A 23,053-nucleotide genomic window follows, 5' to 3' on the forward strand; every position below is an offset into this window, starting at 1 on the left:
CTAAACCGACAATACCGAGCCCGTGATGAACCGACCGTGGAGCCCTGACAGCTGGCGTGCCCTGCCGATCCAGCAGCAACCGACCTACCCTGACGCCGCGCACCTGCTCAAGGTCGAGCAGACCCTGGCCAGCTACCCGCCGCTGGTGTTCGCCGGGGAGGCCCGCGAGCTGCGCCGGCAGTTCGCCGAGGTGACCGAGGGCCGCGCCTTCCTGCTGCAAGGTGGGGACTGCGCTGAAAGCTTCGCCGAATTTTCGGCAGCGAAAATCCGCGACACCTTCAAGGTGCTGCTGCAGATGGCCATTGTCATGACGTTTGCCGCCGGCTGCCCGGTGGTCAAGGTCGGACGCATGGCCGGGCAGTTCGCCAAGCCACGTTCTTCGGGCGATGAAACCTTGGGCAACGTTACCCTGCCGGCCTACCGCGGTGACATCGTCAACGGCATCGGCTTTGACGAGAAGAGCCGCGTGCCAGACCCTGAGCGCTTGCTGCAGGCCTACCACCAGGCCACTGCCAGCCTCAACCTGCTGCGCGCCTTCGCCCAGGGCGGCTTTGCCGACCTGCACCAAGTGCACAAATGGAACCTGGACTTCATCGCCAACTCGGCGCTGGCCGACAAGTACCACCAGTTGGCCAACCGCATCGACGAAACCCTGGCCTTCATGCGCGCCTGTGGTCTGGACAGCGCCCCGCAGTTGCGCGAGACCAGCTTCTTCACCGCCCACGAAGCGCTGCTGCTCAACTACGAAGAGGCCTTCGTCCGCCAGGACAGCCTGACTGGCGACTATTACGATTGCTCGGCCCACATGCTGTGGATCGGCGACCGTACACGCCAACTCGACGGCGCCCATGTGGAATTCCTGCGCGGCGTGCATAACCCGATCGGCGTCAAGGTAGGCCCGAGCATGAACCCCGAAGAGCTGATTCGCCTGATCGACACGCTCAACCCGGACAACGACCCAGGGCGCCTCAACCTGATCGTGCGCATGGGCGCCGGCAAGGTTGGCGAGCATCTGCCAGGGCTGATTCGCAACGTCGAGCGCGAAGGGCGCAAGGTGCTGTGGAGTTCCGACCCGATGCACGGCAACACCATCAAGGCCAGCAGTGGCTACAAGACCCGTGATTTCGCGCAGATCCTTGACGAGGTGAAGCAGTTCTTCCAGGTGCACCAGGCCGAGGGCAGCCACGCCGGCGGCATCCACATCGAGATGACCGGGCAGAATGTCACCGAATGCATCGGTGGCGCACGGCCCATCACCGAAGATGCCCTGTCCGACCGCTACCATACCCATTGCGACCCACGCATGAACGCCGATCAGTCGCTGGAACTGGCGTTCCTGATCGCCGAGACCCTCAAGCAGGTGCGGCGCTAAGCAACGCCTGACGCAGCTGGCTGCCCTCCTCGCGGGGGCAGTTCAATTGCACAGACTCAAGGCCCAGCCACTGAGCCAGGCGCAGCAACTGCCCCGCCAGCGCCTGGTAACCCGCCTCTCCCAACCCGCCAGGCTCGGCGTGCACCGCGTGCACCGCCAACCGTCCATGGGCACGCTCGGCCCGCACGTCCACACGCGCGGCAATGCGTTCTTCGAACAGAAAAGGCAGCACATAATAGCCATAGACCCGCTTGTGCGCGGGGGTGTAGATCTCCAGGCGATAACGGAAGTCGAACAGCCGCTCGGTGCGATTACGCTCCCAGACCAACGAATCGAACGGCGAGAGCAGCGCGCTGGCCGCGATCCGCCGGGGGACACGCGGTGTGCCAGCGCAGTAGGCGAGCTGCTTCCAGCCCTGTACCTGTACCGTCTGCAGCCGACCATCGGCGACCAACTCCGCCAGGGCCGCCCTGCTCTGCCCAGGCTCCAGGCGAAAATAGTCGCGCAGGTCACGCTCGGTGGCCACGCCCAGGGCACTGGCGGCGTGCAGCATCAAGCCCTGCTGGGCCTGGGTTTCGCTCGGCAGTGGCTGATCGAGCGTCGCACGCGGCAACACCTTGTCCGGCACATCGTACAACCGCTCGAAGCCACGTCGGCCCGCCACCGTCACCTCCCCTGCGGCGAACAGCCACTCCAGGGCATGCTTCTCCTCGCTCCAGTCCCACCACGGGCCAGCGCGCTCCTGGCGCGTGGACAGGCTGCCAGCGCCCAGGGCACCCTGCTCGCGGACCGCCGCCAGCACCCGGGCGATCACGTCCTGGCGCTCACGGCCGAACTGCGCGAGCTGGCGATAGATACCCCGGCCTTCGGCGGCATGCGCCATGCGCCAGCGCAGCAGTGGATAAAGGCTCAGCGGCAACAGCGAAGCCTCATGGCCCCAATACTCGAACAACTGACGCTGGCGGCCACCGCCCCAGGCGAGCTGATCGAGCATGGCCGGCGAATAATCGCCCAGCCGGGAGAACAACGGCAGGTAATGGGCGCGCACCAAAGCGTTGACCGAGTCGATCTGCAGCACACCCAGGCGCTGCAGCATGCGCTTGACGGCGGCCAGGCCCGGGGCGGCCTCAGGCTGCTTGCCGAAACCTTGGGCAGACAAGGCCAGGCGGCGGGCCTGACGGATGGACAGGTTGAGGGACAAGGTTGTATCTCCCTGCAGGCAATTGTCCCTCCAGTGTCGGTTCCATCGCCCAGGCGGGCAAGCCGCGAAGCCGCCAATGCGCTATTTACGCAGCGGGTCATCCCAGAAGTGCCGCTCGGCTTCCTGCTGGATATCGGCCCGGCTCAACCCCAGGTCGTGCAAGGTTGCATCGCTCAGGCGCGCCAGTTCGCGGCGCTGGCGATACAGCTCCCACCAGCGTGCCGCACGCCGCACGCCCACATGCCACAGGTGGTTCAGGGTAGAGGCAGGTTGCTCGATGACGCTGATATGACCTTTCATCGTGAAGCCCTCCGTGTTGATGGCTCCAGTGTCAGGCCAGGCTTAAGATCAATCCAACGAATGTTTCTGATGCGATGCATCTCGGAGATTGATGCAATGTCCCAGTATCAAAGCCTCGATGCCGATGTGTTGCGTACCTTCGTCGCCATTGCCGAGCAAGGCGGCTTTACCCGCGCCGGCGAGGTGGTCAACCGGACTCAGTCGGCCGTCAGCATGCAGATGAAGCGCCTGGAGGAAGACATCCTTCAACGCCAGCTTTTCGAGCGCGACGGCCGCCAGGTGCGCCTTACCGCCGAGGGCCAGGTGCTGCTTGGTTATGCACGGCGCATCCTCAAGTTGCAGGGCGAGGTGTTCAACACCTTGCGCATGCCGCACATGGTAGGGGTGGTGCGTATCGGTACCCCGGACGACTACGCCATGCGCTTTCTGCCCACCATCCTGTCGAGTTTTGCCCAGGCTTACCCACTGGTGCAGGTAGAGGTGCATTGCGACTCGTCGAAACAACTGATGCTGCGCCAGGACCTGGACCTGACCATCGTCACACGCGAACCCGGCAACGAGATTGGCCAATTGCTACGCCAGGAACGCCTGGTATGGGCCGCCGCCGAAGGCTTCTGCCCGCAGGAACAACGGCCGATGCCGGTGGCCCTGTTCAACACCGACTGCTTTTGCCGCGCCTGGACCTGCAACGCCCTTGAGGCTCAGGGCATCGACTATCGCATCGCCTATACCAGCCCCAGCCTGGCGGCGATCTTTGCCATCGTCACCGCCGGGCTGGCGGTGACGGCGCAACTGCAGAGCCTGATTGGCGGGAATATCCGCATCCTCGGCGAGCACGAAGGGTTGCCGCAGTTACCCGTGGCCAATGTAATGCTGTTGCGTAATACGCAGAGCCAGTCACCGATCACCGACTGCATGGCCGACTACATCATCGAAGGGTTCAAATAACCCGGACCGGCTGCGCCCCTCGGCTCAGAGCTCAAACCCCAGCATCAGGGCGCACACCACCAGAAACACGCAGAACATCCCCCGCAAGACCTTCTCGGGCAGCGCATGGGCCAGGCGCACCCCCCAACTGATGCTGAGCAGGCCACCCACTGCCAACGGAATGCCCACGCCCCAGTCGACACTGTGGTGCACCCCGTACGTCAGCAAGGTCACCATGGTGCTCGGTGCCGCCAGCGCCAGTGACAACCCCTGCGCCACCACCTGAGTGGTGCCGAACACACTGGTCAGGATCGGCGTAGCCACCACCGCGCCACCCACGCCGAACAGGCCACCCATGGTCCCGGCAAAGCTGCCCAGCACGCCCAGCCAAGGCCAGGCATAGCGCAGTTCAGCGCTTGGTGGGGCGACCTTGAGGAACATCCGCGCGACGTTCCAGACAGCCAACGCCACCAGAAAGCCGACGAAGCCCAGACGCATGGCGTGGGCATCGATGCCCACCGCCCAGATCGACCCCAGCCAGGCGAACACAAAGCTGCACAGTGACAACGGCACGGCATGGCGCAGTTCGATGCGGTTGCGTTGGTGATAGCGCCACAGCGCCAGCAGCACGTTCGGCACCACCATCACCAGCGCCGTGCCCTGGGCCAACTGCTGATCGAGGCTGAACAGCACCCCCAGCGCCGGAATCGCGATCAGCCCGCCGCCTATGCCGAACAGCCCACCCATGGTGCCCAGTGCAGCGCCCAGCACGATATACAACAACCACTCGATCATCAGGGTCTCATCCGCCTGTTTTGACAATGGGGGCATGCTAACGATTGGGCGCTGGCAGGGAAACGCACAGCAACGCACAATGGCTATGCGTTTTCCGCAAAAGCGACCGGTCATGAACCCAGACACCCTTACCGAACAACTGAGCCTTTTTCTGGATGTGCTGGAAACCGGCAGCTTTTCTGCCGCCGCCCGCCGGCATCCACTGACCCCTTCGGCGGTGGCCCGGCGCATCGACACCCTCGAAAACGCCGTCGGCAGCCGCCTCTTCACCCGTAGCACCCATGCCGTGCGGGCCACACCGGCGGGCAATGCCTTCGCCGAACGCGCCCGGCGCATCATCGAAGAACTGCGCCTGGCCCGTGCCGAAGCCGTTTCACTGAGCAATGCCCCAGAAGGGCTGATCCGAATCGACGCCCCAGCTGCCTTTGGCCGCCGTCACCTGGCCCCGGCCATCGCCGACTTCCTGGTGGCCTACCCCGGCCTGGACGTGCACCTGCGGCTGATCGACAGCTTTGTCGACCTGCACGGCAGTCACCTGGGTGAAGTGGACCTGGTGCTGCGCGCCGGTCCCCTGGCCGATACCCGCTTGGTCGCCACACCGCTGGCTTACATGGTGCGCATCGCCTGCGCCAGCCCCGCCTACCTGGCCAGCCGCGGCGTACCCACCTGCCCTAGCGAGCTGCCCGAACACGATGGCCTGGACTGGGACGGCCTGGCACCGCCCTTCGCCTGGCGCTTCGATGTTGCCGGGCGGCCCCGGGTGTATCGCCCGTCACGCATGCGCATGGCCGCTAACAACGCCGAAACCTTGCTGTTCGGAGCGCTTGCAGGCCTAGGTATCGCCCACCTGCCCACCTGGCTGATCAGCGAATACCTGCTGCGCGGTGAGTTGCTACCGCTGTTCTGTCACAACGGCCTGCCGGCGGCGGAGACCAGCGGAATTTATGCGCTCCGCCTGGAACATGAAACGAACTCTCGCAGCCGCTTGCTGCTCGAATTCCTCAAGAGCCGCTTCAGCCCGATACCACCGTGGGACCTGGCACTGCGCAGCGAACTGCATTGGCAATGAGCGCACTAACAATCAGCGTGCTAGATTCCCCAACTGATTACATTCAAGGACCTGCATGAACGCCGAGACCCAAGCCTCCTCTGACGCGCAGCTGCTGGACAACCAGGTCTGTTTTGCCTTGCATTCGACCTCGCTGCTAATGACCAAGGTCTACAAACCCTTGCTCCAGGCCCTGGGGCTGACCTACCCGCAATATCTAGCCATGCTTGTGTTGTGGGAGCAGGACGGTTTGACCGTGGGAGAAATCAGCCAGCACCTGCTCACCGACCCCGGCTCGCTCACCCCCCTGCTCAAGCGCCTGGAAAGCGAAGGCTTGCTCAAGCGCAACCGCAGCCGCGAAGACGAACGGGTGGTATTGGTGCAACTGACCGACAAGGGTCGCGCCTTGCAGCAGCAGGCCAAAACGGTGCCGCAGTGCATCCTCAAGGCCACCGGTCGCAGCCTGGAGCGCCTGCAACAGCTGCAGGCCGACCTGCTCGAGTTGCGCGAGAGTCTGCAAAAGAACCTCTGAGGGCTATGCTGTGTGATGCCCGTTCGGATGAGCGGTTGCGATTTATCTTGCGCGCAAACTAATTGCGCGCTAATTTAAATCCCGTACCCACCCGGCGCCTCTGGTCACACCAGAGCGCCCTGCACACTAGCGAGGCTCAAGATGCAAAAGGTCACTCCGCTGTACATCGCAGAAGCCACCTCCACTGGCGGTCGCGACGGTAAATCTCGCTCCAGCGACGGCAAGCTGGAGGTCAAGCTGAGCACCCCCAAGGAACTGGGCGGCGCTGGCGGTGATGGCACCAACCCTGAGCAGATGTTCGCCGCGGGTTATTCGGCCTGTTTTATCGGCGCATTGAAGTTTGTGGCCGGCCAGGAGAAAAAACAGCTGCCGGCTGACGCCTCGATCACCGCCAAGGTCGGCATCGGCCAGATCCCAGGTGGGTTCGGCCTGGACATCGACCTGCACATCAACCTGCCCGGCCTGGCCCAAGCCGATGCCGAAGGGCTGGTGGAAAAAGCACACAAGGTTTGCCCGTACTCCAACGCCACACGCGGCAACGTGGATGTGCGCTTGCATGTGACGGTCTGACCCCAGAGGCGCACGCCTGGGAAACAAAAAAAAACCCGGCCAAGGCCGGGTTTTTGCGCATCGCAAGAAGCATTACTTCTTGGAACGGCCCTTGAAGCTGTTGTCGCGAGTGTCGATGTCGATCCACTCGTCGATCTGGATGAAGTCGGCAACCTGGATCTCAGTACCGTTCTTCAGTTTGGCAGGCTTCATGACCTTGCCCGAGGTGTCGCCGCGAGCAGCGTTCTCGGTGTAGACAACCTGACGGCTGATGGTGGTCGGCAGTTCAACCGATACCAGGCGGCCTTCGAAGAAGACGGCTTCACAGATGTCTTCCATGCCTTCTTCGATGTACGGCAGAACGGCGTCGATGTCTTCGGCGTTCAGTTCGTACATGGTGTAGTCGGTGGTGTCCATGAAGGTGTACGAGTCACCGCTGATGAACGACAGGGTCGCTTCTTTGCGATCCAGGATCACGTCATCCAGCTTGTCGTCCGCACCGTAGACGGTTTCGGTCTTGTAGCCGGTCAGCAGGTTTTTCAGCTTGGTCTTCATGATCGCGCTGTTGCGACCCGACTTGGTGAACTCGGCTTTTTGAACCAGCCACGGGTCGTTGTCGATCCGCAGTACGGTACCGGGTTTCAGTTCTTTACCAGTTTTCATTACGAAGTATCCGAATCTGGATGGATTTATAAAAATCGAGGCCGCATATCATAGCCAATTTCGGTAAAACTGTACCAGCGCCTTGGCAAGGTCCGGCCGAGCGGCCTGGCGGGCGGCCCAATCACGGGCATGCTGTTGCAGCTGCGGCCAATGTTTGCGGGCGCCTTGCCAGGCCTGGTGCATGTCGCGATCCATGTTCCAGGCGCGCCACAATGCCACCATTGCCTCGCCGGCGGCGTCCGACAAACCCTGTCGATAAAGCTTCAGAAACGCTTCGAGCTTTTCCCAGTGGGCGTTTTCTTCCTGCACATAGATGTGCCACAGCATCGGGCGACCGGCCCACTGCGCCCGCACGAACGAGTCCTCGCCGCGCACGGCATTGAAGTCGCAGCACCACAACAGGCGGTCATAATCGTCCTGGCTGACGAACGGCAGGACCTGCACGGTCAGTGCGCCTCGCTGGAACAGTTCGCCGACCTGAGGCTGCGCTACGCCCAGCCAAGGGCCAAGGTCAGCCAGGATACGGCCCTGCGGGACCAGCAGGTGCGTTGCGCAGGTGTCGGCCGCCAATGCATCGAGCCAGGCACCGAGTTGCGGGTTTTCGTAGGCGAACAGCGAGATCAGCAGGGCATCGGCCTGCACGTGCACACCCAGCCCCTGCAGGAACGCAGCACGCGCCTGGGCAGAATGCTGGAAGGCCTGGCGACGCGGCAGCAAGGTTGCCTCACGCAGCAGCCCACCGGTCTTGTCGGTAAACCCCGGGAAGAAAAATACTTTGCGCAGCCCATTGGGCTGGGGCGACGGCAAACCGTGGCAGCCTTCCACCCAGTCCTCTGCGCTGAGGTAGTCGAGGTTCAGCCACAGTACCGGCGTTTCACGGGCGCGCATGGCGTCGACGTATTGCGCCGGCAACTGGCAGGCAAAAGCACCGATAACCACATCGGCCGGTGCCACAGGCTGCCATTCGCTCAGCCAGGCGCGCACCTCCACCCCCTGCTGCCATTGCTGCGCGGCGCTGGCGTCGGCGCCCGGGCACAGGGGCACGAAGGCGTTCAAGTCGTCGACCCACAGGCGCACCGCCACGCCGTGTTCGGCCACCAGTTGCCGGGCCAGGCGCCAAGTCACGCCAATGTCGCCGTAATTGTCGACGACCGTGCAGAAGATGTCCCAGGTGACGTTCATGTGCCCTTCCCCCGCCCGGCGCAAAAACCGCGAATTCTGCGGCTAAATTGTCGCAGACAAAAGCACCGGCGCTGAAAAACCGCCCGACGCCATGCGACAATGGCGCCTGGACCCACCTTGCCAGGAGGCCGCCGTGCGCCGCCACCGTGAACTGACGATCACCCTCAAACCCTTGCAACTGATCCTGTGTGTGGCGCTCGGCCTGTGGCTAGGTGCCGTGGCCATCGCCTTGAGCCTGTGGCTGGCCTTGCAGCTTTGGCCCGACCAGGTGCAACCGCTGGCCCAGGCCGTTGCGCCGGCCATCGCCCAGCCGCCAGCCCCGCCTGCGCATCCTGTGGATGCACAAAGCGAGATGTTCGAGCGTTACAAGGACATCCTGCACAAGCAGGAACTGCAACAGGCCGCCGATGCTGCCCAAGGTAACCCACGCAAGCTCAACAGCCCCAAGTGCCAGTTCTGGCTCTCGCAAAACCGCACCGCGCCGACCGACAAGAGCCAGGCCAACGTGCTGGAGTTCTGTTACTGATGATGGACAAGGCTACCCTGCTCGCACGCATTGTCGCGGCGCTGGAAACGGACATGGACGTACTGCGCCGCGCCGCCCAGACCGCCTACGAAGCCGCCACCGCCGAAGAGAACATCGCCGAGAACAAGTACGACACCCTGGGCCTGGAAGCCTCGTACCTGGCCACCGGTCAGGCGCGGCGCACGGCCGAGATCCGCCAGGCGCTGGTGATCTATCAGCAGTTGCTATTGCGCGATTATGACCCAGTGCGTGGGATACAGATCAGTAACCTGGTGACCTTGGAAGATGAGACAGGTGCCCGGCGCCACCTGTTCCTGGGCCCGGAGGCGGCGGGCTTGAAAGTGGATGGCGGGGACGGATGGGTGACGGTCATCACGCCGCGTTCGCCGTTGGGGCAGCAACTGATGGGCAAGAAGGTCGATGATGAAGTGAGCCTGGGAACACAGGCGCTCTTCGTCATCGAGGTTGTCTGAGCTGGCCGGCTACAGGCAAAACCGGCCTCACGAGGCCTTACGCTGTTCACTGGCTCAAGTGAAGGGGTTGGAAGCGGCCAGCATTGGCACTGCTCGCCTATGCCCCTGCCAGCGCATCGAACCGCCCTGCCCACCCCCGTTCGGCAAACTGCTCCTGCACGAACTCAATGAACGCCCGCGTCTTGCCCGGCAACAGCTTGTGCTCAGCGTAATACAGGCTGATGTGCCCATCCTCCACATACCAGTCCGGCAACACCCGCTGCAATTGCCCGCCTTCCAGGTAAGGCACGGCGAACGGCAGGCTGACCAGGGCAATACCCAACCCTTGCTGAGCCACTGCGCACGCCGCATCTGAATCACTCATGGTCATCGCCTGGCGCAATTGCAGTGGCTGCTGCTGCTGCCAGCGACTGGTCAATGGCCACGAGCGCACGCGGCCAGTTTGCGGCGAGCGAATCAGAATACCGGCATGAAGCTCAAGCTCCTGGGGCTGCTCAATCGCCTCGTACCGCGCCAGGTAGGCCGGTGCCGCCACCAATACCCGGTGCGCCGGAGCCAGCTTGCGCGCCACCACCCCGGGCGGCAACTCGAAACCGCCGCCAATGGCGGCATCGAAGCCTTGGCCAATCAAGTCGACCTGACGGTTATCGAAATGCCAGTCCGGGATGATCGCCGGGTAACGCCGTAAAAACTCACCCAGCAGCGGTAACACGTAGAGCCGGCCAAATACGGTGCCCATGCTCACCCGCAACAGCCCAGCTGGCTGGCCCTCGGCGCTGGCCAGGTTGGCCACGGCGTACTGGATGGTACGGAAGCTGTCACCCACTTCACCCAGAAAACGCTGGCCGGCCTCGGTCAGTGTCAGCTTGCGCGTACTACGCTGGAACAGCCGTACACCCAGGCGTCCTTCCAACTGAGCCACATGCTTGCCCACGGCGGCAGGTGTGAGGCTCAAGCGGCGGGCCGCTTCGGCAAAGCTGCCAACCTCAGCGCTGCGGATGAAACACTCGAGGGCGTTGAACGATTCCATGGCCATGATTGGCAACCCAAAGTTTACTCTGCCGATAGCGATTACCATCTTATCAGCGATTAATCATCAGCCGATACTGCACCCCATCCAAGGCATTCAGCCTTAGTTTGAACAGGAGATCGACATGTCCAAGCACCTTACGCTCGAAGGTAAAGCCGCCCTGGTCCAGGGCGGCTCGCGCGGCATTGGCGCCGCCATCGTCCGCCGCCTGGCCCAGGAAGGCGCACAGGTTGCGTTCACCTACGTCAGTTCGCAAGGCCCGGCCAACGACCTGGTCGAGCAAGTCAAGGCAGCCGGTGGCCAGGCACTGGCCCTGCGCGCCGACAGCGCCGATGCTGCCGCTGTACAACTGGCGGTGGACGACACCGTGAAAGCGTTCGGCCGCCTCGATATCCTGGTCAACAACGCTGGCGTCCTGGTGGTAGCGCCGCTGGCAGACTTCGACCTCGCAGACTTCGACCGCACCCTGGCCGTCAACGTGCGCAGCGTGTTCGTCGCAAGCCAGGCCGCCGCCCGCTACATGGGTCAGGGGGGACGCATCATCAATATCGGCAGCACCAATGCCGAGCGCATGCCGTTTGCCGGCGGCGCGCCGTATGCCATGAGCAAGTCGGCCTTGGTTGGCCTGACCCGCGGCATGGCGCGTGATCTGGGGCCACAGGGGATTACCGTGAACAATGTCCAGCCAGGGCCAGTGGACACTGACATGAACCCGGCAAGCGGCGAATTTGCCGAGAGCCTGATCCCGCTCATGGCGATCGGCCGTTACGGCCAGGCGGATGAAATTGCCAGCTTCGTGGCGTACCTGGCCGGGCCAGAGGCGGGGTACATTACCGGGGCCAGCCTGACCGCCGACGGGGGTTTCGCCGCCTGATCGAAGGGTTACCGTTACCGGCCCTGCGCGGGTCAACCCGCGCAGGGCTCCCCCAACCGCGCCTCATCTGCGTTCAAGATGAACAACGTGACAACGAGCCAATGGCGCCACGCCTGACACTTATTGATACTGGCGACCCATTACTGCCGCCCGCAACGAGATTTCCATGAACACCCCGACCTTGAGCCGCGCCTTGATTCTGCTGATGGCCACCGCCACCGGCCTGGCCGTGGCCAGCAATTATTACGCACAGCCCCTGCTGCACAGCATCGCCGAACAGTTCGGTTTGAGCACCGCCAGCGCCGGCAGCATCGTCATTGCCGCCCAGCTCAGCTACGGTGCAGGCCTACTACTGCTAGCACCGCTGGGCGATCTTTTCGAGCAGCGACGGCTGATCGTGGTGATGACAGCCATTTCCACCTTGGGCCTGGTGATCAGCGCCTGCGCCCCAAGCCTGCCTTGGCTGATCCTCGGCACCACGCTGACCGGCCTGTTCTCGGTGGTGGCCCAGATACTGGTGCCCATGGCCGCAACCTTGAGCGCGCCTGAGCAACGGGGCCGCGCCATTGGCACGTTGATGAGCGGCTTGCTGCTGGGCATCCTGCTGGCGCGCACCGCCGCTGGCCTCATGGCCGAGCTGGGAGGCTGGCGCAGCATCTATGTTCTGGCCGCCATGCTGATGGCCATCACCGCGCTCGCTCTGTACCGCAGCTTGCCGCAACACCACAGCCATGCCGGGCTGAAGTACCCGGCGCTGATCGGCTCGGTGTTCCGCCTGTTCAAGGACGAGCCCGTGCTGCGCCTGCGCTCGCTGCTCGGCTTGCTGGCGTTCAGCTTGTTCGCCCTGTTCTGGACCCCCCTGGCGTTCCTCCTGGCCAAAGAGCCCTACCACTATTCCGATGCAGTGATCGGCCTGTTCGGTCTGGCAGGGGCAGCAGGTGCCTTGTCGGCCAACTGGGCCGGGCGCCTGGCAGACCGCGGCAAAGGCTCGCTGGGCACCACCGTGGGGCTGGTGGCACTGTTGCTGTCATGGGTACCGCTGGGCTTTGCCGAGCACTCACTGGCAGCCTTGCTCGTTGGCGTACTGGTGCTGGACCTGGCCGTGCAACTGGTGCATGTGAGCAATCAGAATGCAGTGATTGCCCTTCGGCCTGAAGCACGCACGCGGCTGAACGCCGGCTACATCACCTGCTATTTCATCGGTGGCGCATTGGGCTCATTGCTGGGCACGCAGCTGTTCGAGCGCCAGGGCTGGATGGGCATCGTGGTCGCCGGGTTGCTGATCGGGGCCTTGGCCCTGGCGCTATGGGCGCTGGCCGAACGCAAGCGCAAACGTGGCTTGCCGGCCTGCGCGGCATAGCGCCACAACCCTCCGTCGCCTTGTCGTTGACTTGCCCTTTGCACCAGCGCATCAGTAAGCGTTGGTCAAAGCTCTTTCACTACAGGACGACCCCATGACAAGGCTCACGGTGCAATCCGGTGATTTCTTGCAAGGTGAAGGCGAGTACCGCAATGGATCGCTCACACTCAAGACCCCGCGCAGCCCCTCGCCTGGCGAGCGGATTTCCCTGACCCGCATCACTGACTTGCGGCTTGCCAGCCTGGAGTCCAGCCGCAGCCTGGGCACTGCCCTGGGCTGGGGCATGGCCGGTGCGCTGGTAGCAGGCCCGGTAGGGTTGCTGGCCGGCCTGTGGCTGGGTGGCAAAGAGGAGGAAGCCACCTTCCTGGCCACCTTCAAGGACGGTCGCAAACTGATGGCCAGCACGGATGGCAAGACCTGGTCGAAGATCGATGACAGTTGGCGCCAGCATCGACGCCCGCCTGTCAGCGACTGAGCAATGACTCGATGACACCGTGCTGCGGCTGACCGTGGATTACGTCTTTGACATACGCTATTGGCGAGATATAGGGGATTACCTGGGTGACCACTACCTGTTCCAGGGGACGCCGAGGACCGCACGGTTGTCGGCTTCCGTGAGTTTCTGACGGGTCGAGGGACCGCTTTGCGGCCCCAATACCCTGAAAACAAAAAGCCCCCGGACTTTTCAGTTCGGGGGCTCTTCGTAGAATGTGGCGGTGAAGAAGGGATTTGAACCCTTGATACGATTTCTCGTATACACACTTTCCAGGCGTGCTCCTTCGACCACTCGGACACTTCACCGTTTTCTCTTCAAGCTGTTCAGCCTGTCGAGGCGCGCTAATTTAGTAGAAGAGCTTTTCTTTGGCAAGCATTTTTTTCAATTTTTTCATGCATTTAAGCCAACCCACTGAAAACCCCAGCCTGCCACGGCATTGCTGCCAATCTCGCCAGCGCTTTTACCACCCGCCCACGCCGCGCCCCGGCAGCACACGGCATGGCGCGCCAACGCTGACTGATCGGTCAGCCTTGCTGCTTTACCTGGCCCGCCGCGCTGGGTAACGTCATCGCCACGCCCCCTAAAGGACTCTGTCATGAGCGAGCTGATTACCTACCATGCCGAAGACGGCATCGCCACCCTGACCCTGAACAACGGCAAGGTCAATGCCATTTCGCCGGATGTCATCACCCAGTTCAACGCTGCGCTCGACCGCGCCGTCCAGGACCGCGCGGTGCTTATCATCACCGGCCAACCGGGCATTCTGTCTGGCGGCTATGACCTCAAGGTGATGACCGCCGGCCCGAAGGAAGCAGTCGGCCTGGTCACCGCCGGTTCTACCCTGGCGCGGCGGCTGTTGTCGCACCCCTTCCCGGTGATTGTCGCCTGCCCCGGCAACGCGGTGGCAAAAGGGGCCTTCCTGCTGCTGTCGGCCGACTACCGCATCGGCGTCGAAGGGCCGTACAAGATCTGCCTGAACGAAGTGCAGATCGGCATGACCATGCACCACGCCGGTATCGAACTGGCCCGCGACCGCCTGAGCCGGGCAGCCTTCCAGCGCTCGGTCAACAATGCCGAGATTTTCGACCCGCACGGCGCCGTTGAGGCTGGCTTTCTCGACAAGGTGGTATCGGCCGAGCAACTGCAGGACGCTGCCCTGAGCGCGGCGCGCGAGCTTAAGAAGCTGAACATGCTGGCGCACAAGAACACCAAGCTGAAGGTGCGCAAGGCGTTGCTGGATGCGCTGGACGAGGCGATCCTGATGGACCAGAACCATATGGGCTGACGCTCCCGCTTGAGAGGGATCAGAATCGGCAGTGGGTGCCATGGACGTAGAGCCGGCGACAGGGCCATCAGCCCTGACGCCTGACCGAGGGTTTGCCCAACACAGTGCACAGCCGTACACTGCACCGCGACTGTCTGGTGTGAGTCGTACCATGCTCTACTCCCTTCGCATGCTCCTGCTGGCGCTGCATTTTCTGCTGGTAGGGGTCATCGGCCTGCTGATTGGCCTGCTGCGCCCCTTCAACCGTGACAACAGCCGCGTGTTCGCCCGCCTTTACAGCTTGCCCGCCACTTGGCTGATGCGCATCAAGGTCAAGGCCGAAGTTGGCCCGCTGTGGGACCAGCCACCCGGCTGCGTGATCGTTGCCAATCACCAATCCAACTTCGACCTGTTCATCCTCGGCCATGTGGTGCCGCAGCGAACCGTCGCCATCGGCAAGAAAAGCCTGGGCTGGATTCCGCTGTTCGGGCAGCTGTTCTGGCTGGGCGGCAACGTGCTGGTGGACCGCAAGAACGCCTACCAGGCGCGCAAGGCCATGCAGGTGACCACCCGCATCCTGCGTGACGACACCTCGATCTGGATCTTCCCGGAAGGCACGCGTAACCCCGACGAGCAGTTGCTGGCTTTCAAGAAAGGGGCATTCCACATGGCCGTCGAAGCGGGTGTGCCGATCGTGCCGGTGTGTGTCAGCCGTTATGCGCGACGCCTGAGCCTGAACAGTTGGCGGCGGCGTACGGTGATTGTGCGCTCGCTGCCCCCCATTGCCACCGCGGGCTTGAGCCAGCAGGACCTGCCGGCGCTGATCGAACAGTGCCGCGGGCAGATGCAGCAGTGCATCGACCACATGGAAGGCGAGCTGGCCAACCAGTAGGTTGCCCTTGCGCGCCTTACAGCCCAAGCTGTAACCCGTGTACAACCGAAGAAGTGGATCACCATGGGGCGAGTCGTGGCATCGGCGGTTTACAGCGCCGGCAGAAAGGTCACCAACATCAGCATCGACGAAGGCGCCGAATGGGCACGCAAGCCGGGACACTTCGTGTGGATCGGCCTGGAGGAGCCCAACGCCGAAGAACTGGCCAACTTGCAGTCGCAGTTCAACCTGCACGAACTGGCCATCGAGGATGCCCTGGAGAAACACAGCCGGCCCAAGCTGGAAACCTTCGGCGACGCCCTGTTCATCGTCACCTATTCGCCGGTGCGCCACGAGGGCAAGCTGGAGTTCATCGAGACACACATTTTTGCCGGTAACGGCTACATCATCACCTGCCGCAACGGGCACTCCAAATCCTATGCCCTGGTCCGCCAACGCTGTGAAGCACGCCCCTTGCTGCTGGAACACGGTGAGGACTTCGTGCTCTACGCGCTGCTGGACTTCGTCACCGAAAACTACCAGCCCGTCAGCGAGGCCATCCACGGCGAGATCGAGGAGCTGGAGCAGAGCGTCCTCAGTGGCTCGCTGCTGGAGGAAGACATCCGTCGCCTGCACGGCCTGCGCCGCGACATCCTGCGACTGCGCCGCTACGTGGCACCGATGGTGGAAATCAGCGAAGAACTGCAGCGCCTGAGCTTTCCGTTCATCGACAAGAACATGCGCCCGTACTTTCGCGACGTCCAGATCCACGTGACACGGCAGATGGAAGACCTGGTGGGGATCCGCGACATCGCCAGCCAGACCATCGAGATCGGCATGCTGCTGGAATCGTCACGGCAAAGTATCGTGCAACGCAAGTTTGCGGCGTGGGCGGCGATTCTGGCCTTCCCCACGGCCATTGCCGGGATTTACGGGATGAACTTCCAGAACATGCCGGAGCTGGGGTGGCATTACGGCTATTTCGCGGTACTGGGGGTGATTGGGCTGGGCTGCGCAGGTCTGTATGCCAGCTTCAAGAAGTCGGGCTGGCTTTGAGGGCCCAATCGCCGGCACGCCGGCGATTGGGCTGCTACGCCGCCCTGAGCATCAGGCAGCGCTATCGCGGGCCTTGGTCGGCTGCTGGACGAAACGCAACATCCACTCCCCTACCAAGTCGCCCTGGTGCTCGGTCGCCAGGCTAGCGATCGCCTTGTGGTACACCTCATCACCCAGGTAATCCTGGCGCGCATCGAGCAGCGCCCGGGAATAGTCATGGACGAACTCAGGGTGGCCCTGGAAGCAAAGCACCTGGTCCCGAATGTGGTAGGCCGCGTTAGGGCAGAAATCACTCGACGCAATTACCGTGGCGCCTTCGGGCAGCTCGGTGACCTGGTCTTGGTGGCTGATCAGTAGGGTCAGCTCGGAGACCTCAGGGTCCATCCATGGCGCGTGTGCCGCCAGCGAATACCGGTGCACGCCTACACCCCAGCCCTTTTCAGCGCGCTCGGCCTTGCCGCCGAGGGTCAGCGCCAGCAATTGATGGCCAAAACACACCCCGAGCAACTTCTCACCGCGCTCGTACAACGTGAGCAGGTACGCCTTCAGGGTCTGGATCCACGGGTCGGTGCCGAATGAATCAGCCTTGCTACCGGTCACCAGGTAGGCATCGAAGCGTTCGTCATCGGCGGGGTAGTCGCCGTTCATCACGTTGTACACACGAAACTCGGCTGCGATCGGCTGCCGCGAGAAGAGCTGCTCGAACATCCTTCCGTAGCCCTGGTACTGCGCGGTCAACTCCGGTCGCAGGACATCGGTTTCAAGGATGCAGATGCGTAACGACATAGGGATAGTCCTGAACGACATGAGTGGGAATCTGCTGTAGAGACTGACGCGAAAGGCACGTACAAGCAAGTAGGCCGCACTGACGAACGGTCACATTTTGTCGGCCCTCTGCAGAGGCGTATGCGGGTGTCTAGCCAGAGGCTGTCAACGAAATGGCCCTTGGCCGCAGTGCAATCTGAAATAAAAAAGCCAAACTTATAGAACAAAGAGTTCTTAAACAGAGATGACGTTCGCCCTACTGTAGGTTGTATATCGACTCTAAGAGGCAAGCAGTACCGGCGTGCCCGCACGCCACTGTGATCGACCCGAAGCGCGACAAGGAAGCCAACGGGTATTCAGGAATAACAACAAGAAGGCGGTCCGCCATGTTCAGACACTCGAAACTGCGTCAAGCTGGACTCATTCTTTTCGCCACCACACTGCTATTGATCCTGCCGAACCTTTCACGCTTGTTCGGTTGACGGCGGCTGTGGCTTTGACGGGCAATGCCCAGGTAACCTGCCGGCCTTGACGGTCGGAGATTGCCCATGCGCCATTGTTTTGCCCTGCTTGCGCTTCTTCTTAGCCTGCCGCTAGCGGCGGCGCAACTGCACCTGGAGTTGGGCAATATGTCGCGCCAATGGGACAGCAACGAACTGCTGGTCCATCCGCAGGCCCGCGACATCCGTATCGATCAGGACGTTTCCTACAAGCGGCCCATGCGCTATCGCGCCGTGCCGTTGGCCACCTTGCTCACGGGCATAAAGCCCGATGACCATCTGCAAGCCGTGGCGCTGGATGGATTCGCCGCCGAGATGCCCGCCGCAGCGTTGCTGCAGGAAGGCCCGGCACGCGCTTGGCTGGCCGTTGAAGACCCTGCCAAGCCATGGCCGGCCTTGGGCAAGGGGAAACCCAGTGCCGGGCCGTTTTATCTGGTATGGACCGCCCCCCAGGCCAATGGCATCCGCCCAGAGCAATGGCCGTTTCAAATCGCCACGATCCGCCGATTGGCATCGGTCGAGCAGCGCTTCCCGGCGCTGCTGCCCGACCCCAACCTGCCAACCGATGACCCGGTGCGCAAAGGCTTCGCTCTGTTCCAGCAGAACTGCCTCGCCTGCCACCGGCTAAATGGCGCGGGTGATGCGCAGTTCGGGCCGGACCTGAACCTGCCCCATAACCCTACTGAGTATTTTCAGCCGGCGTTCTTGCGCCAGTACATCCGCAACCCGCAAAGCTTGCGGCAATGGCCACAGGCGCGTATGCCCGGGTTTAGCGACAGTGTATTGAGTGAACAGGAGTTGGATGCGTTGCTGGCTTACCTGCGCCATATGGCCGGGCGCAAGCCTTGAACCCGGCCGCCACGAAAGAGAAGTGGCCTGCTGAGGATGGGCTGCATGGCAGCCCCCCAGGTTTCAGGCAATCGGCCGCTCTTGCTTGACGCCCCACCCTTCTACCTCACCGCCATAGGGTGAAACGGCCTGCTCGAACGTTTCTTCGAAGTCACCAATACCACCATAGGTGGCGTACATGATCTTGCTCAGCTCCAAGTGCCACACACCATCGTCCCGTTCACGCACCTGAGCATTGAGCGACTCACCGCGAAACTGACCGGCGGCCCTTCGCGCGCCGGCTTCATCTGGAAATACCGCGTAGAACTCGATGGGGTGGATACGGCTGAAGTCGAAACCGCCAGCTTTCATCTGGCGTAGAACATTGCTGCTGATATCGTCGTGGCTGCTCATGAATCGTCCTCCTGAATAACGCAATGGATAGACTTTCCGTGCACTACGCACCTGCCGGCAGGGCCGGGCAGATCGAGCGGATGCAAGACGCGAATTGAACAGGTGCAGCCCCGCAGAACAGGCCAACACCTCACACCAGCGTAGTGCCTACCACGGCACCACGCCAACCTGTGGGTCAGGGAGCTTCCTGGATGCTGCGGATGATCACGCCGTTCTGCTCCTTGAGCCAGCGTGCAGTGGGGGATGGGGCACGATCCTGGAAGTCGTTGAGGTCCAGCTCGTCCATGACCGGGAAAAGGTGCGAACGGATGGCGCGGGCCGCCTCCTCTTCGCTGGGGCACTGCTCACCGTGCATCAGCAATGTGGTCGGCTCGCCTTTCTGGTCGGCAAAAATGACTTCCCACTCTTTCATCGAATAGCCCTCTCAAGCAGAGAACATCGGGGGTGATGCCTGTAATTGCTTGACCGTGGGCCGGAGGATTTGTTCAGTCCGATCCGGCCCATCGAGGGCTAGCCCAGCGCTACTTCGGTGTACCGTGCACTACACCGGCAGTGTTATCCAGCAAGCTCTTTGTCGCTGTCTGGATGTAGGCTTCAAGCTTCTTGAGCAACTCCGGCTGGTCCGGGCTTTCGATCAGCTCGGCCTTGAACTCGCTGCCCAGTTGGTAGCGATACATGCGCGGGGTCATGTCCTTGGACTCGATGAGGATGCGGTCACCCTGCACCAGGCCGACAATCTGCTCGCTGCCCGACGGTTTGATCATGCCCACACCCTGGTCGCCCTCAGGCAGGTTGAGCAGGTCGCGGCCCCAGCACTGGTGACGGGCCTGGCCACCCAGGCGGCCCATGATGGTCGGCACGATGTCGACCTGGGTACCGACGGTGTGATTGACCGCACCGAACTTCTCCTGGATGCCCGGCGCAATCAGCAGCAGGGGTACATTGAAGCGGCCCAGGTCGAGCTCGGTGACCTGCTGTTGGTTGCCGAAACCGTGGTCACCGACAATCACGAACAGGGTGTCCTTGAAGTACGGCTCCTTGCGGGCCTTCTCGAAGAACTGGCCCAACGCCCAGTCGGAGTAGCGCATGGCAGTCAGGTGCTCGTCCAGGCGGCCCTGGCCTGTGACCTTCTCTACCGGCAGGTTGGCAGGTAATGCGTATGGCGTGTGGTTGGACAGCGTCTGCAGCAGCGCGTAGATCGGCTTCTTGCCATCGTGCTTGGCCAGCTCCTCATTGCCACGGTCGAACATGTCCTGGTCGGACACGCCCCAGGTCGGGTCGGAGAACACCGGGTTGACGAAGTCGTTACGGCCAATGAACGTGGTCATGCCCTGGTTACCGAAGAACCCGGACTGATTGTCCCAGGCAAAGTCACCGTTGTAGACGTAGACGTCGTCGTAGTCTCGGGCGCTGAGCAGTGCCGGTAGGCCAGACAGCTTGTGGCCGCCCTCCGGGGTCTGCATCAGGTACTCGAAGCCCGGCAGGTTGGGGAAGCAGGCCATGGTGGCGAACATACCCTGGTGGGTGTGGGTGCCGTTGGAGAAGAAGCGGTCGAACAGCAGCCCCTCCTTGGCCAGCTTGTCGAAGTACGGGGTAATGTTGTTCGGGCTGCCCAGGGCTCCCACCGAATGACCGGCGAAGCTCTCCATCAGGATGACCACGACGTTCTTGATCGGCAGGGTACGCTCGGCCGGCGGCACGAAATCACGGCGTACGGCCGCTTCATCGGCGTCCACCAGGGTGTCGTAGGGGGTCAGCAGTTGGTCACGCACGGTCTGCGTGGCCAGCGTCTGCTCCAGTACCGGCTTCCAGATATTGGCGCGGTCCTCACCGAAGCGGCTCTTGGCGGCGTCGATGAGGGTCAGGGTACCGTTCAGGCCCAACTGGTTGACGAAGTTGGAATCGGTGGTGAAGGCATCACCCCAGCGCATGGGCGGGCCCTGGCGCAGGGTGCCACGGGCGGCGACCACGGCCACCAGCAGAATCACCATGAACACCGCAAGGCGGTTGTACCAGGGCGCAACGCGTTGCTGGCCAGTACCGCGGGTCAGGCGGTCGATACCCTTGAACAGCAGGCTCAGCAACCAGGTGCCGAACAGCCAGGCCAGCAGGTAGCGAACCACCGGGAAGCCGTACCAGAGCATGCTCAGCACGGTCTTCGGGTCTTCCTTGATGTACTGGAAGACCAGGCCGTTGAGGCGCTGGTGGAACTCGCGATAGAAGTCCATTTCCATCAGGCCGAGGAACATTACCACACTCGAGGTGATGGTCAGCCAGAAGCGAAACAGGCCGCGCTGGGCCATGGCCCAAGGGCTGAGGGTAGCCAGCAGCAGCGGCACGCTCAGGTACACCACCACCCGCAAGTCGAAGCGCAAACCGTTGAGCAAGCCCTCGGCGACGGTCGAATAGGGGGTGTCGCCGATCATGTCGCTGTTGTAGATCAGCAGCGCCAGGCGCACCAGGCTGAGCATCAACATGATCACCAGGCCGCTGAGCAGCGTGTAGGCCAGGTGGGATTTCAAGGTCGGCGTGAAAGCTCGCGCGCCCTGTTGCTTCAAGGCATCCGTGTTAGCCATGAATGGGGAGATCCTAGGATTGCGGGTTTGCGGAGATGGCGCAGGCCAACGGCCCACGCAGCATTGTGCGGGTGCGGATTCTGTTTAAACCAATGTGAAAATTTTGTCACGAGCCTGTTGCTGTTTTTGTCTGTTACGGGCGCCTCGCGGGTAAATCCGCGCCCGGTCATGCCCGTACATTGCCCCTGGGCCCGGCAATCGCCCAGATCACCAACCCGATCACCGGCAGCAGCGCGATCAGCAAAATCCACAACACCTTGACCCCCACCTCACTGCCGCTCCTGAACACATTGAGGATCGCCCAGATGTCCAGGGCCAGAATGATAAGACCAACCAGGCCATTGAAAGTGGAACCCATGCCAATACCCTCGTTAGAAATGCGTGAGGCTGAGCATAGTCAGCTATCACGTCGATAGAAGGGAATCCTTGGCCAGCCCTGTGGGTCACTGGATAAACTGCAGTCATCCACCGTTTAGAGGTTCGCATGCCCCCAGCCCATACCCAAAGCGCCACCCCGCCCTCTTTGCTGAGCGCCTGGCGGCAACAGGTCATGAACACCCCATGGCTCAGCGCGGGCCTTGGGGTGAGTTTGCTGGTGGTCATCGCGCTGCTGGCGGCAAGCTTCTGGAACGCGGTGAACGGCGACCATGCCGACAACCTGCACCTGGCGCTACTGGGTGGCTTGTCGGGCTTCGGCGCCACGGCTCTGGGTGCGGTGCTGGCAGTGGTGCTGCGCGACGTCAGCGCACGCAGCCAGGATGTGATGCTCGGCTTCGCGGCAGGCATGATGCTGGCGGCCAGCTCGTTTTCGCTGATTCTGCCAGGGCTGGATGCGGCACGGGAAATCACCGGCAATGGCCCGGCCGCAGCCTTTACCGTGGTATTGGGCATGGGCCTGGGCGTGCTGCTGATGCTCGGCCTTGACCGTTTCACCCCGCACGAACATGAAAGCACCGGCCCCTGTGGCCCCGAGGCCGAGCGCATCAGCCGGGTGTGGCTGTTCGTGCTGGCGATCACCCTGCACAACCTGCCAGAGGGCATGGCGATTGGCGTGAGCTTTGCCAATGGCGACATGAACATCGGCCTGCCGCTGACCAGCGCCATCGCCATCCAGGACATTCCCGAGGGCCTGGCCGTGGCCTTGGCTTTGCGCGCAACCGGCCTGTCGAACATGAAGGCTGCGCTCGTGGCGATCGGGTCAGGCTTGATGGAGCCTCTGGGCGCAGTGATCGGGCTCGGCATTTCTACCGGATTTGCGCTGGCCTACCCCATCAGCATGGGGCTGGCGGCGGGGGCGATGATCTTCGTGGTGTCACACGAGGTGATCCCCGAGACCCATCGGAACGGGCACCAGACGTCGGCAACCCTGGGGTTGATGGGCGGGTTTGCGGTGATGATGTTTCTGGATACCGCGCTGGGCTGAAACCCATCCGGTTGACCGCACTGGCCCT

The 23,053-nt window shown here is 62.5% G+C and carries 26 protein-coding genes and 1 tRNA gene; 15 read left to right on the plus strand and 12 right to left on the minus strand.

Features of this window, described 5'->3' with window-relative positions:
• Positions 1–25: 25 nt before the first annotated feature.
• Complete coding sequence (locus tag L6D80_RS17460; RefSeq protein ID WP_054903708.1) at positions 26–1,372, plus strand: class II 3-deoxy-7-phosphoheptulonate synthase; 1,347 nt, start codon at positions 26–28, stop codon at positions 1,370–1,372.
• Here L6D80_RS17460 and L6D80_RS17465 read toward each other — a convergent pair.
• Together L6D80_RS17465 and L6D80_RS17470 are read right to left on the minus strand one after the other, a co-directional pair.
• Entirely contained in the window at positions 1,353–2,573 is a 1,221-nt protein-coding gene (locus L6D80_RS17465) for a winged helix-turn-helix domain-containing protein (protein WP_176512742.1), read from the minus strand. The genes L6D80_RS17460 and L6D80_RS17465 overlap by 20 nt on opposite strands.
• A gap of 81 nt (positions 2,574–2,654) precedes the next feature.
• Entirely contained in the window at positions 2,655–2,873 is a 219-nt protein-coding gene (locus tag L6D80_RS17470; protein WP_054903710.1) for a DUF1127 domain-containing protein, read from the minus strand.
• Between the two features lie 96 nt (positions 2,874–2,969).
• Here L6D80_RS17470 and L6D80_RS17475 point away from each other — a divergent pair, with 96 nt between their 5' ends.
• Complete coding sequence (locus L6D80_RS17475) at positions 2,970–3,821, plus strand: LysR substrate-binding domain-containing protein (RefSeq protein ID WP_176512743.1); 852 nt, start codon at positions 2,970–2,972, stop codon at positions 3,819–3,821.
• A 24-nt stretch (positions 3,822–3,845) separates the two neighbouring features.
• Here the strand turns inward: L6D80_RS17475 and L6D80_RS17480 are convergent, their stop codons facing one another.
• Entirely contained in the window at positions 3,846–4,595 is a 750-nt protein-coding gene (locus L6D80_RS17480) for a sulfite exporter TauE/SafE family protein (protein ID WP_176512744.1), read from the minus strand.
• A 112-nt stretch (positions 4,596–4,707) separates the two neighbouring features.
• Between L6D80_RS17480 and L6D80_RS17485 the strand changes: the two genes are divergently transcribed.
• From L6D80_RS17485 to L6D80_RS17495, 3 genes are all read left to right on the plus strand, one after another.
• Complete coding sequence (locus tag L6D80_RS17485) at positions 4,708–5,664, plus strand: LysR family transcriptional regulator (RefSeq protein WP_054900391.1); 957 nt, start codon at positions 4,708–4,710, stop codon at positions 5,662–5,664.
• Between the two features lie 55 nt (positions 5,665–5,719).
• Positions 5,720–6,175 (plus strand): MarR family winged helix-turn-helix transcriptional regulator, encoded by a 456-nt coding sequence (locus tag L6D80_RS17490; protein WP_054900392.1) that lies wholly within the window; start codon positions 5,720–5,722, stop codon positions 6,173–6,175.
• A 141-nt stretch (positions 6,176–6,316) separates the two neighbouring features.
• The gene (locus L6D80_RS17495; protein ID WP_054900393.1) at positions 6,317–6,745 is read left to right on the plus strand and encodes an organic hydroperoxide resistance protein; all 429 of its coding nucleotides are present in this window, start codon (positions 6,317–6,319) and stop codon (positions 6,743–6,745) included.
• Between the two features lie 72 nt (positions 6,746–6,817).
• Here the strand turns inward: L6D80_RS17495 and efp are convergent, their stop codons facing one another.
• On the minus strand, positions 6,818–7,387 hold the full coding sequence (efp, locus tag L6D80_RS17500) for an elongation factor P (RefSeq protein WP_012271109.1): 570 nt from the start codon (positions 7,385–7,387) through the stop codon (positions 6,818–6,820).
• A 48-nt stretch (positions 7,388–7,435) separates the two neighbouring features.
• Positions 7,436–8,569, minus strand: coding sequence for an elongation factor P maturation arginine rhamnosyltransferase EarP (gene earP, locus L6D80_RS17505; protein WP_054900394.1), 1,134 nt, complete (start codon positions 8,567–8,569; stop codon positions 7,436–7,438).
• A 133-nt stretch (positions 8,570–8,702) separates the two neighbouring features.
• Between earP and L6D80_RS17510 the strand changes: the two genes are divergently transcribed.
• Together L6D80_RS17510 and L6D80_RS17515 are read left to right on the plus strand one after the other, a co-directional pair.
• Complete coding sequence (locus tag L6D80_RS17510; protein WP_054900395.1) at positions 8,703–9,095, plus strand: hypothetical protein; 393 nt, start codon at positions 8,703–8,705, stop codon at positions 9,093–9,095.
• A 2-nt stretch (positions 9,096–9,097) separates the two neighbouring features.
• Complete coding sequence (locus tag L6D80_RS17515) at positions 9,098–9,568, plus strand: GreA/GreB family elongation factor (RefSeq protein WP_176512791.1); 471 nt, start codon at positions 9,098–9,100, stop codon at positions 9,566–9,568.
• 97 nt (positions 9,569–9,665) lie between these two features.
• Here L6D80_RS17515 and L6D80_RS17520 read toward each other — a convergent pair whose 3' ends face one another.
• A complete protein-coding gene (locus L6D80_RS17520) occupies positions 9,666–10,604 on the minus strand; it encodes a LysR family transcriptional regulator (RefSeq protein ID WP_054900396.1) in 939 nt (312 codons plus the stop codon).
• Positions 10,605–10,722: 118 nt separating this feature from the next.
• Here L6D80_RS17520 and L6D80_RS17525 point away from each other — a divergent pair, with 118 nt between their 5' ends.
• The 3 genes from L6D80_RS17525 to L6D80_RS17535 all read left to right on the plus strand — a co-directional run bounded on the left by L6D80_RS17525 (position 10,723) and on the right by L6D80_RS17535 (position 13,307).
• Positions 10,723–11,472 carry a 3-oxoacyl-ACP reductase family protein gene (locus L6D80_RS17525; protein ID WP_054900397.1) on the plus strand — a complete coding sequence of 250 codons (750 nt, stop codon included), beginning with the start codon at positions 10,723–10,725 and terminating at the stop codon, positions 11,470–11,472.
• A gap of 166 nt (positions 11,473–11,638) precedes the next feature.
• Positions 11,639–12,832, plus strand: a complete 1,194-nt coding sequence (locus L6D80_RS17530) for an MFS transporter (RefSeq protein ID WP_176512745.1) — start codon at positions 11,639–11,641, stop codon at positions 12,830–12,832.
• Positions 12,833–12,926: 94 nt separating this feature from the next.
• Positions 12,927–13,307: a hypothetical protein gene (locus L6D80_RS17535; RefSeq protein WP_054900399.1), complete on the plus strand. Its 381-nt coding sequence runs from the start codon at positions 12,927–12,929 to the stop codon at positions 13,305–13,307.
• A 236-nt stretch (positions 13,308–13,543) separates the two neighbouring features.
• Here L6D80_RS17535 and L6D80_RS17540 read toward each other — a convergent pair.
• Positions 13,544–13,633: transfer RNA gene (locus L6D80_RS17540), tRNA-Ser, on the minus strand.
• 290 nt (positions 13,634–13,923) lie between these two features.
• On the opposite strand from L6D80_RS17540, the gene L6D80_RS17545 reads away from it, so the two are divergent.
• The 3 genes from L6D80_RS17545 (at position 13,924) to L6D80_RS17555 (ending at position 16,519) form a co-directional block, all read left to right on the plus strand.
• Positions 13,924–14,613 carry a crotonase/enoyl-CoA hydratase family protein gene (locus tag L6D80_RS17545; RefSeq protein ID WP_176512746.1) on the plus strand — a complete coding sequence of 230 codons (690 nt, stop codon included), beginning with the start codon at positions 13,924–13,926 and terminating at the stop codon, positions 14,611–14,613.
• A gap of 151 nt (positions 14,614–14,764) precedes the next feature.
• On the plus strand, positions 14,765–15,484 hold the full coding sequence (locus tag L6D80_RS17550) for a lysophospholipid acyltransferase family protein (RefSeq protein WP_176512747.1): 720 nt from the start codon (positions 14,765–14,767) through the stop codon (positions 15,482–15,484).
• Between the two features lie 63 nt (positions 15,485–15,547).
• Positions 15,548–16,519 (plus strand): magnesium and cobalt transport protein CorA, encoded by a 972-nt coding sequence (locus tag L6D80_RS17555; protein ID WP_054900402.1) that lies wholly within the window; start codon positions 15,548–15,550, stop codon positions 16,517–16,519.
• 51 nt (positions 16,520–16,570) lie between these two features.
• Here L6D80_RS17555 and L6D80_RS17560 read toward each other — a convergent pair whose 3' ends face one another.
• The gene (locus L6D80_RS17560) at positions 16,571–17,305 is read right to left on the minus strand and encodes an amidotransferase (RefSeq protein WP_054900403.1); all 735 of its coding nucleotides are present in this window, start codon (positions 17,303–17,305) and stop codon (positions 16,571–16,573) included.
• A 527-nt stretch (positions 17,306–17,832) separates the two neighbouring features.
• Here L6D80_RS17560 and L6D80_RS17565 point away from each other — a divergent pair.
• Positions 17,833–18,633 carry a c-type cytochrome gene (locus tag L6D80_RS17565; RefSeq protein WP_054900404.1) on the plus strand — a complete coding sequence of 267 codons (801 nt, stop codon included), beginning with the start codon at positions 17,833–17,835 and terminating at the stop codon, positions 18,631–18,633.
• A 63-nt stretch (positions 18,634–18,696) separates the two neighbouring features.
• Here L6D80_RS17565 and L6D80_RS17570 read toward each other — a convergent pair whose 3' ends face one another.
• The 4 genes from L6D80_RS17570 to L6D80_RS17585 all read right to left on the minus strand — a co-directional run bounded on the left by L6D80_RS17570 (position 18,697) and on the right by L6D80_RS17585 (position 21,960).
• Complete coding sequence (locus tag L6D80_RS17570; RefSeq protein WP_054900405.1) at positions 18,697–19,026, minus strand: ribonuclease E inhibitor RraB; 330 nt, start codon at positions 19,024–19,026, stop codon at positions 18,697–18,699.
• 175 nt (positions 19,027–19,201) lie between these two features.
• Positions 19,202–19,438: a hypothetical protein gene (locus L6D80_RS17575; RefSeq protein WP_054900406.1), complete on the minus strand. Its 237-nt coding sequence runs from the start codon at positions 19,436–19,438 to the stop codon at positions 19,202–19,204.
• A 109-nt stretch (positions 19,439–19,547) separates the two neighbouring features.
• Entirely contained in the window at positions 19,548–21,602 is a 2,055-nt protein-coding gene (locus tag L6D80_RS17580) for an LTA synthase family protein (RefSeq protein WP_054900407.1), read from the minus strand.
• 166 nt (positions 21,603–21,768) lie between these two features.
• The gene (locus L6D80_RS17585; protein ID WP_054900408.1) at positions 21,769–21,960 is read right to left on the minus strand and encodes a PLDc N-terminal domain-containing protein; all 192 of its coding nucleotides are present in this window, start codon (positions 21,958–21,960) and stop codon (positions 21,769–21,771) included.
• A gap of 126 nt (positions 21,961–22,086) precedes the next feature.
• On the opposite strand from L6D80_RS17585, the gene L6D80_RS17590 reads away from it, so the two are divergent.
• Positions 22,087–23,025, plus strand: coding sequence for a ZIP family metal transporter (locus L6D80_RS17590; RefSeq protein ID WP_054900409.1), 939 nt, complete (start codon positions 22,087–22,089; stop codon positions 23,023–23,025).
• The last annotated feature ends 28 nt before the right edge of the window (positions 23,026–23,053 follow it).

It is taken from the genome of Pseudomonas ceruminis (assembly GCF_021602025.1).
Classification (GTDB): Bacteria; Pseudomonadota; Gammaproteobacteria; order Pseudomonadales; family Pseudomonadaceae; genus Aquipseudomonas; species Aquipseudomonas ceruminis.

Excerpts from the sequence above, each read along its gene's own strand:
- L6D80_RS17460 (WP_054903708.1), top strand. The coding sequence starts at position 26 with ATGAACCGACCGTGGAGCCCTGACAGCTGGCGTGCCCTGCCGATCCAG.
- L6D80_RS17470 (WP_054903710.1), bottom strand. The coding sequence starts at position 2,873 with ATGAAAGGTCATATCAGCGTCATCGAGCAACCTGCCTCTACCCTGAAC.
- L6D80_RS17475 (WP_176512743.1), top strand. The coding sequence starts at position 2,970 with ATGTCCCAGTATCAAAGCCTCGATGCCGATGTGTTGCGTACCTTCGTC.
- L6D80_RS17480 (WP_176512744.1), bottom strand. The coding sequence starts at position 4,595 with ATGATCGAGTGGTTGTTGTATATCGTGCTGGGCGCTGCACTGGGCACC.
- L6D80_RS17485 (WP_054900391.1), top strand. The coding sequence starts at position 4,708 with ATGAACCCAGACACCCTTACCGAACAACTGAGCCTTTTTCTGGATGTG.
- L6D80_RS17490 (WP_054900392.1), top strand. The coding sequence starts at position 5,720 with ATGAACGCCGAGACCCAAGCCTCCTCTGACGCGCAGCTGCTGGACAAC.
- L6D80_RS17495 (WP_054900393.1), top strand. The coding sequence starts at position 6,317 with ATGCAAAAGGTCACTCCGCTGTACATCGCAGAAGCCACCTCCACTGGC.
- efp (WP_012271109.1), bottom strand. The coding sequence starts at position 7,387 with ATGAAAACTGGTAAAGAACTGAAACCCGGTACCGTACTGCGGATCGAC.
- earP (WP_054900394.1), bottom strand. The coding sequence starts at position 8,569 with ATGAACGTCACCTGGGACATCTTCTGCACGGTCGTCGACAATTACGGC.
- L6D80_RS17515 (WP_176512791.1), top strand. The coding sequence starts at position 9,098 with ATGGACAAGGCTACCCTGCTCGCACGCATTGTCGCGGCGCTGGAAACG.
- L6D80_RS17520 (WP_054900396.1), bottom strand. The coding sequence starts at position 10,604 with ATGGCCATGGAATCGTTCAACGCCCTCGAGTGTTTCATCCGCAGCGCT.
- L6D80_RS17525 (WP_054900397.1), top strand. The coding sequence starts at position 10,723 with ATGTCCAAGCACCTTACGCTCGAAGGTAAAGCCGCCCTGGTCCAGGGC.
- L6D80_RS17530 (WP_176512745.1), top strand. The coding sequence starts at position 11,639 with ATGAACACCCCGACCTTGAGCCGCGCCTTGATTCTGCTGATGGCCACC.
- L6D80_RS17535 (WP_054900399.1), top strand. The coding sequence starts at position 12,927 with ATGACAAGGCTCACGGTGCAATCCGGTGATTTCTTGCAAGGTGAAGGC.
- L6D80_RS17545 (WP_176512746.1), top strand. The coding sequence starts at position 13,924 with ATGAGCGAGCTGATTACCTACCATGCCGAAGACGGCATCGCCACCCTG.
- L6D80_RS17550 (WP_176512747.1), top strand. The coding sequence starts at position 14,765 with ATGCTCTACTCCCTTCGCATGCTCCTGCTGGCGCTGCATTTTCTGCTG.
- L6D80_RS17555 (WP_054900402.1), top strand. The coding sequence starts at position 15,548 with ATGGGGCGAGTCGTGGCATCGGCGGTTTACAGCGCCGGCAGAAAGGTC.
- L6D80_RS17560 (WP_054900403.1), bottom strand. The coding sequence starts at position 17,305 with ATGTCGTTACGCATCTGCATCCTTGAAACCGATGTCCTGCGACCGGAG.
- L6D80_RS17565 (WP_054900404.1), top strand. The coding sequence starts at position 17,833 with ATGCGCCATTGTTTTGCCCTGCTTGCGCTTCTTCTTAGCCTGCCGCTA.
- L6D80_RS17570 (WP_054900405.1), bottom strand. The coding sequence starts at position 19,026 with ATGAGCAGCCACGACGATATCAGCAGCAATGTTCTACGCCAGATGAAA.
- L6D80_RS17575 (WP_054900406.1), bottom strand. The coding sequence starts at position 19,438 with ATGAAAGAGTGGGAAGTCATTTTTGCCGACCAGAAAGGCGAGCCGACC.
- L6D80_RS17580 (WP_054900407.1), bottom strand. The coding sequence starts at position 21,602 with ATGGCTAACACGGATGCCTTGAAGCAACAGGGCGCGCGAGCTTTCACG.
- L6D80_RS17585 (WP_054900408.1), bottom strand. The coding sequence starts at position 21,960 with ATGGGTTCCACTTTCAATGGCCTGGTTGGTCTTATCATTCTGGCCCTG.
- L6D80_RS17590 (WP_054900409.1), top strand. The coding sequence starts at position 22,087 with ATGCCCCCAGCCCATACCCAAAGCGCCACCCCGCCCTCTTTGCTGAGC.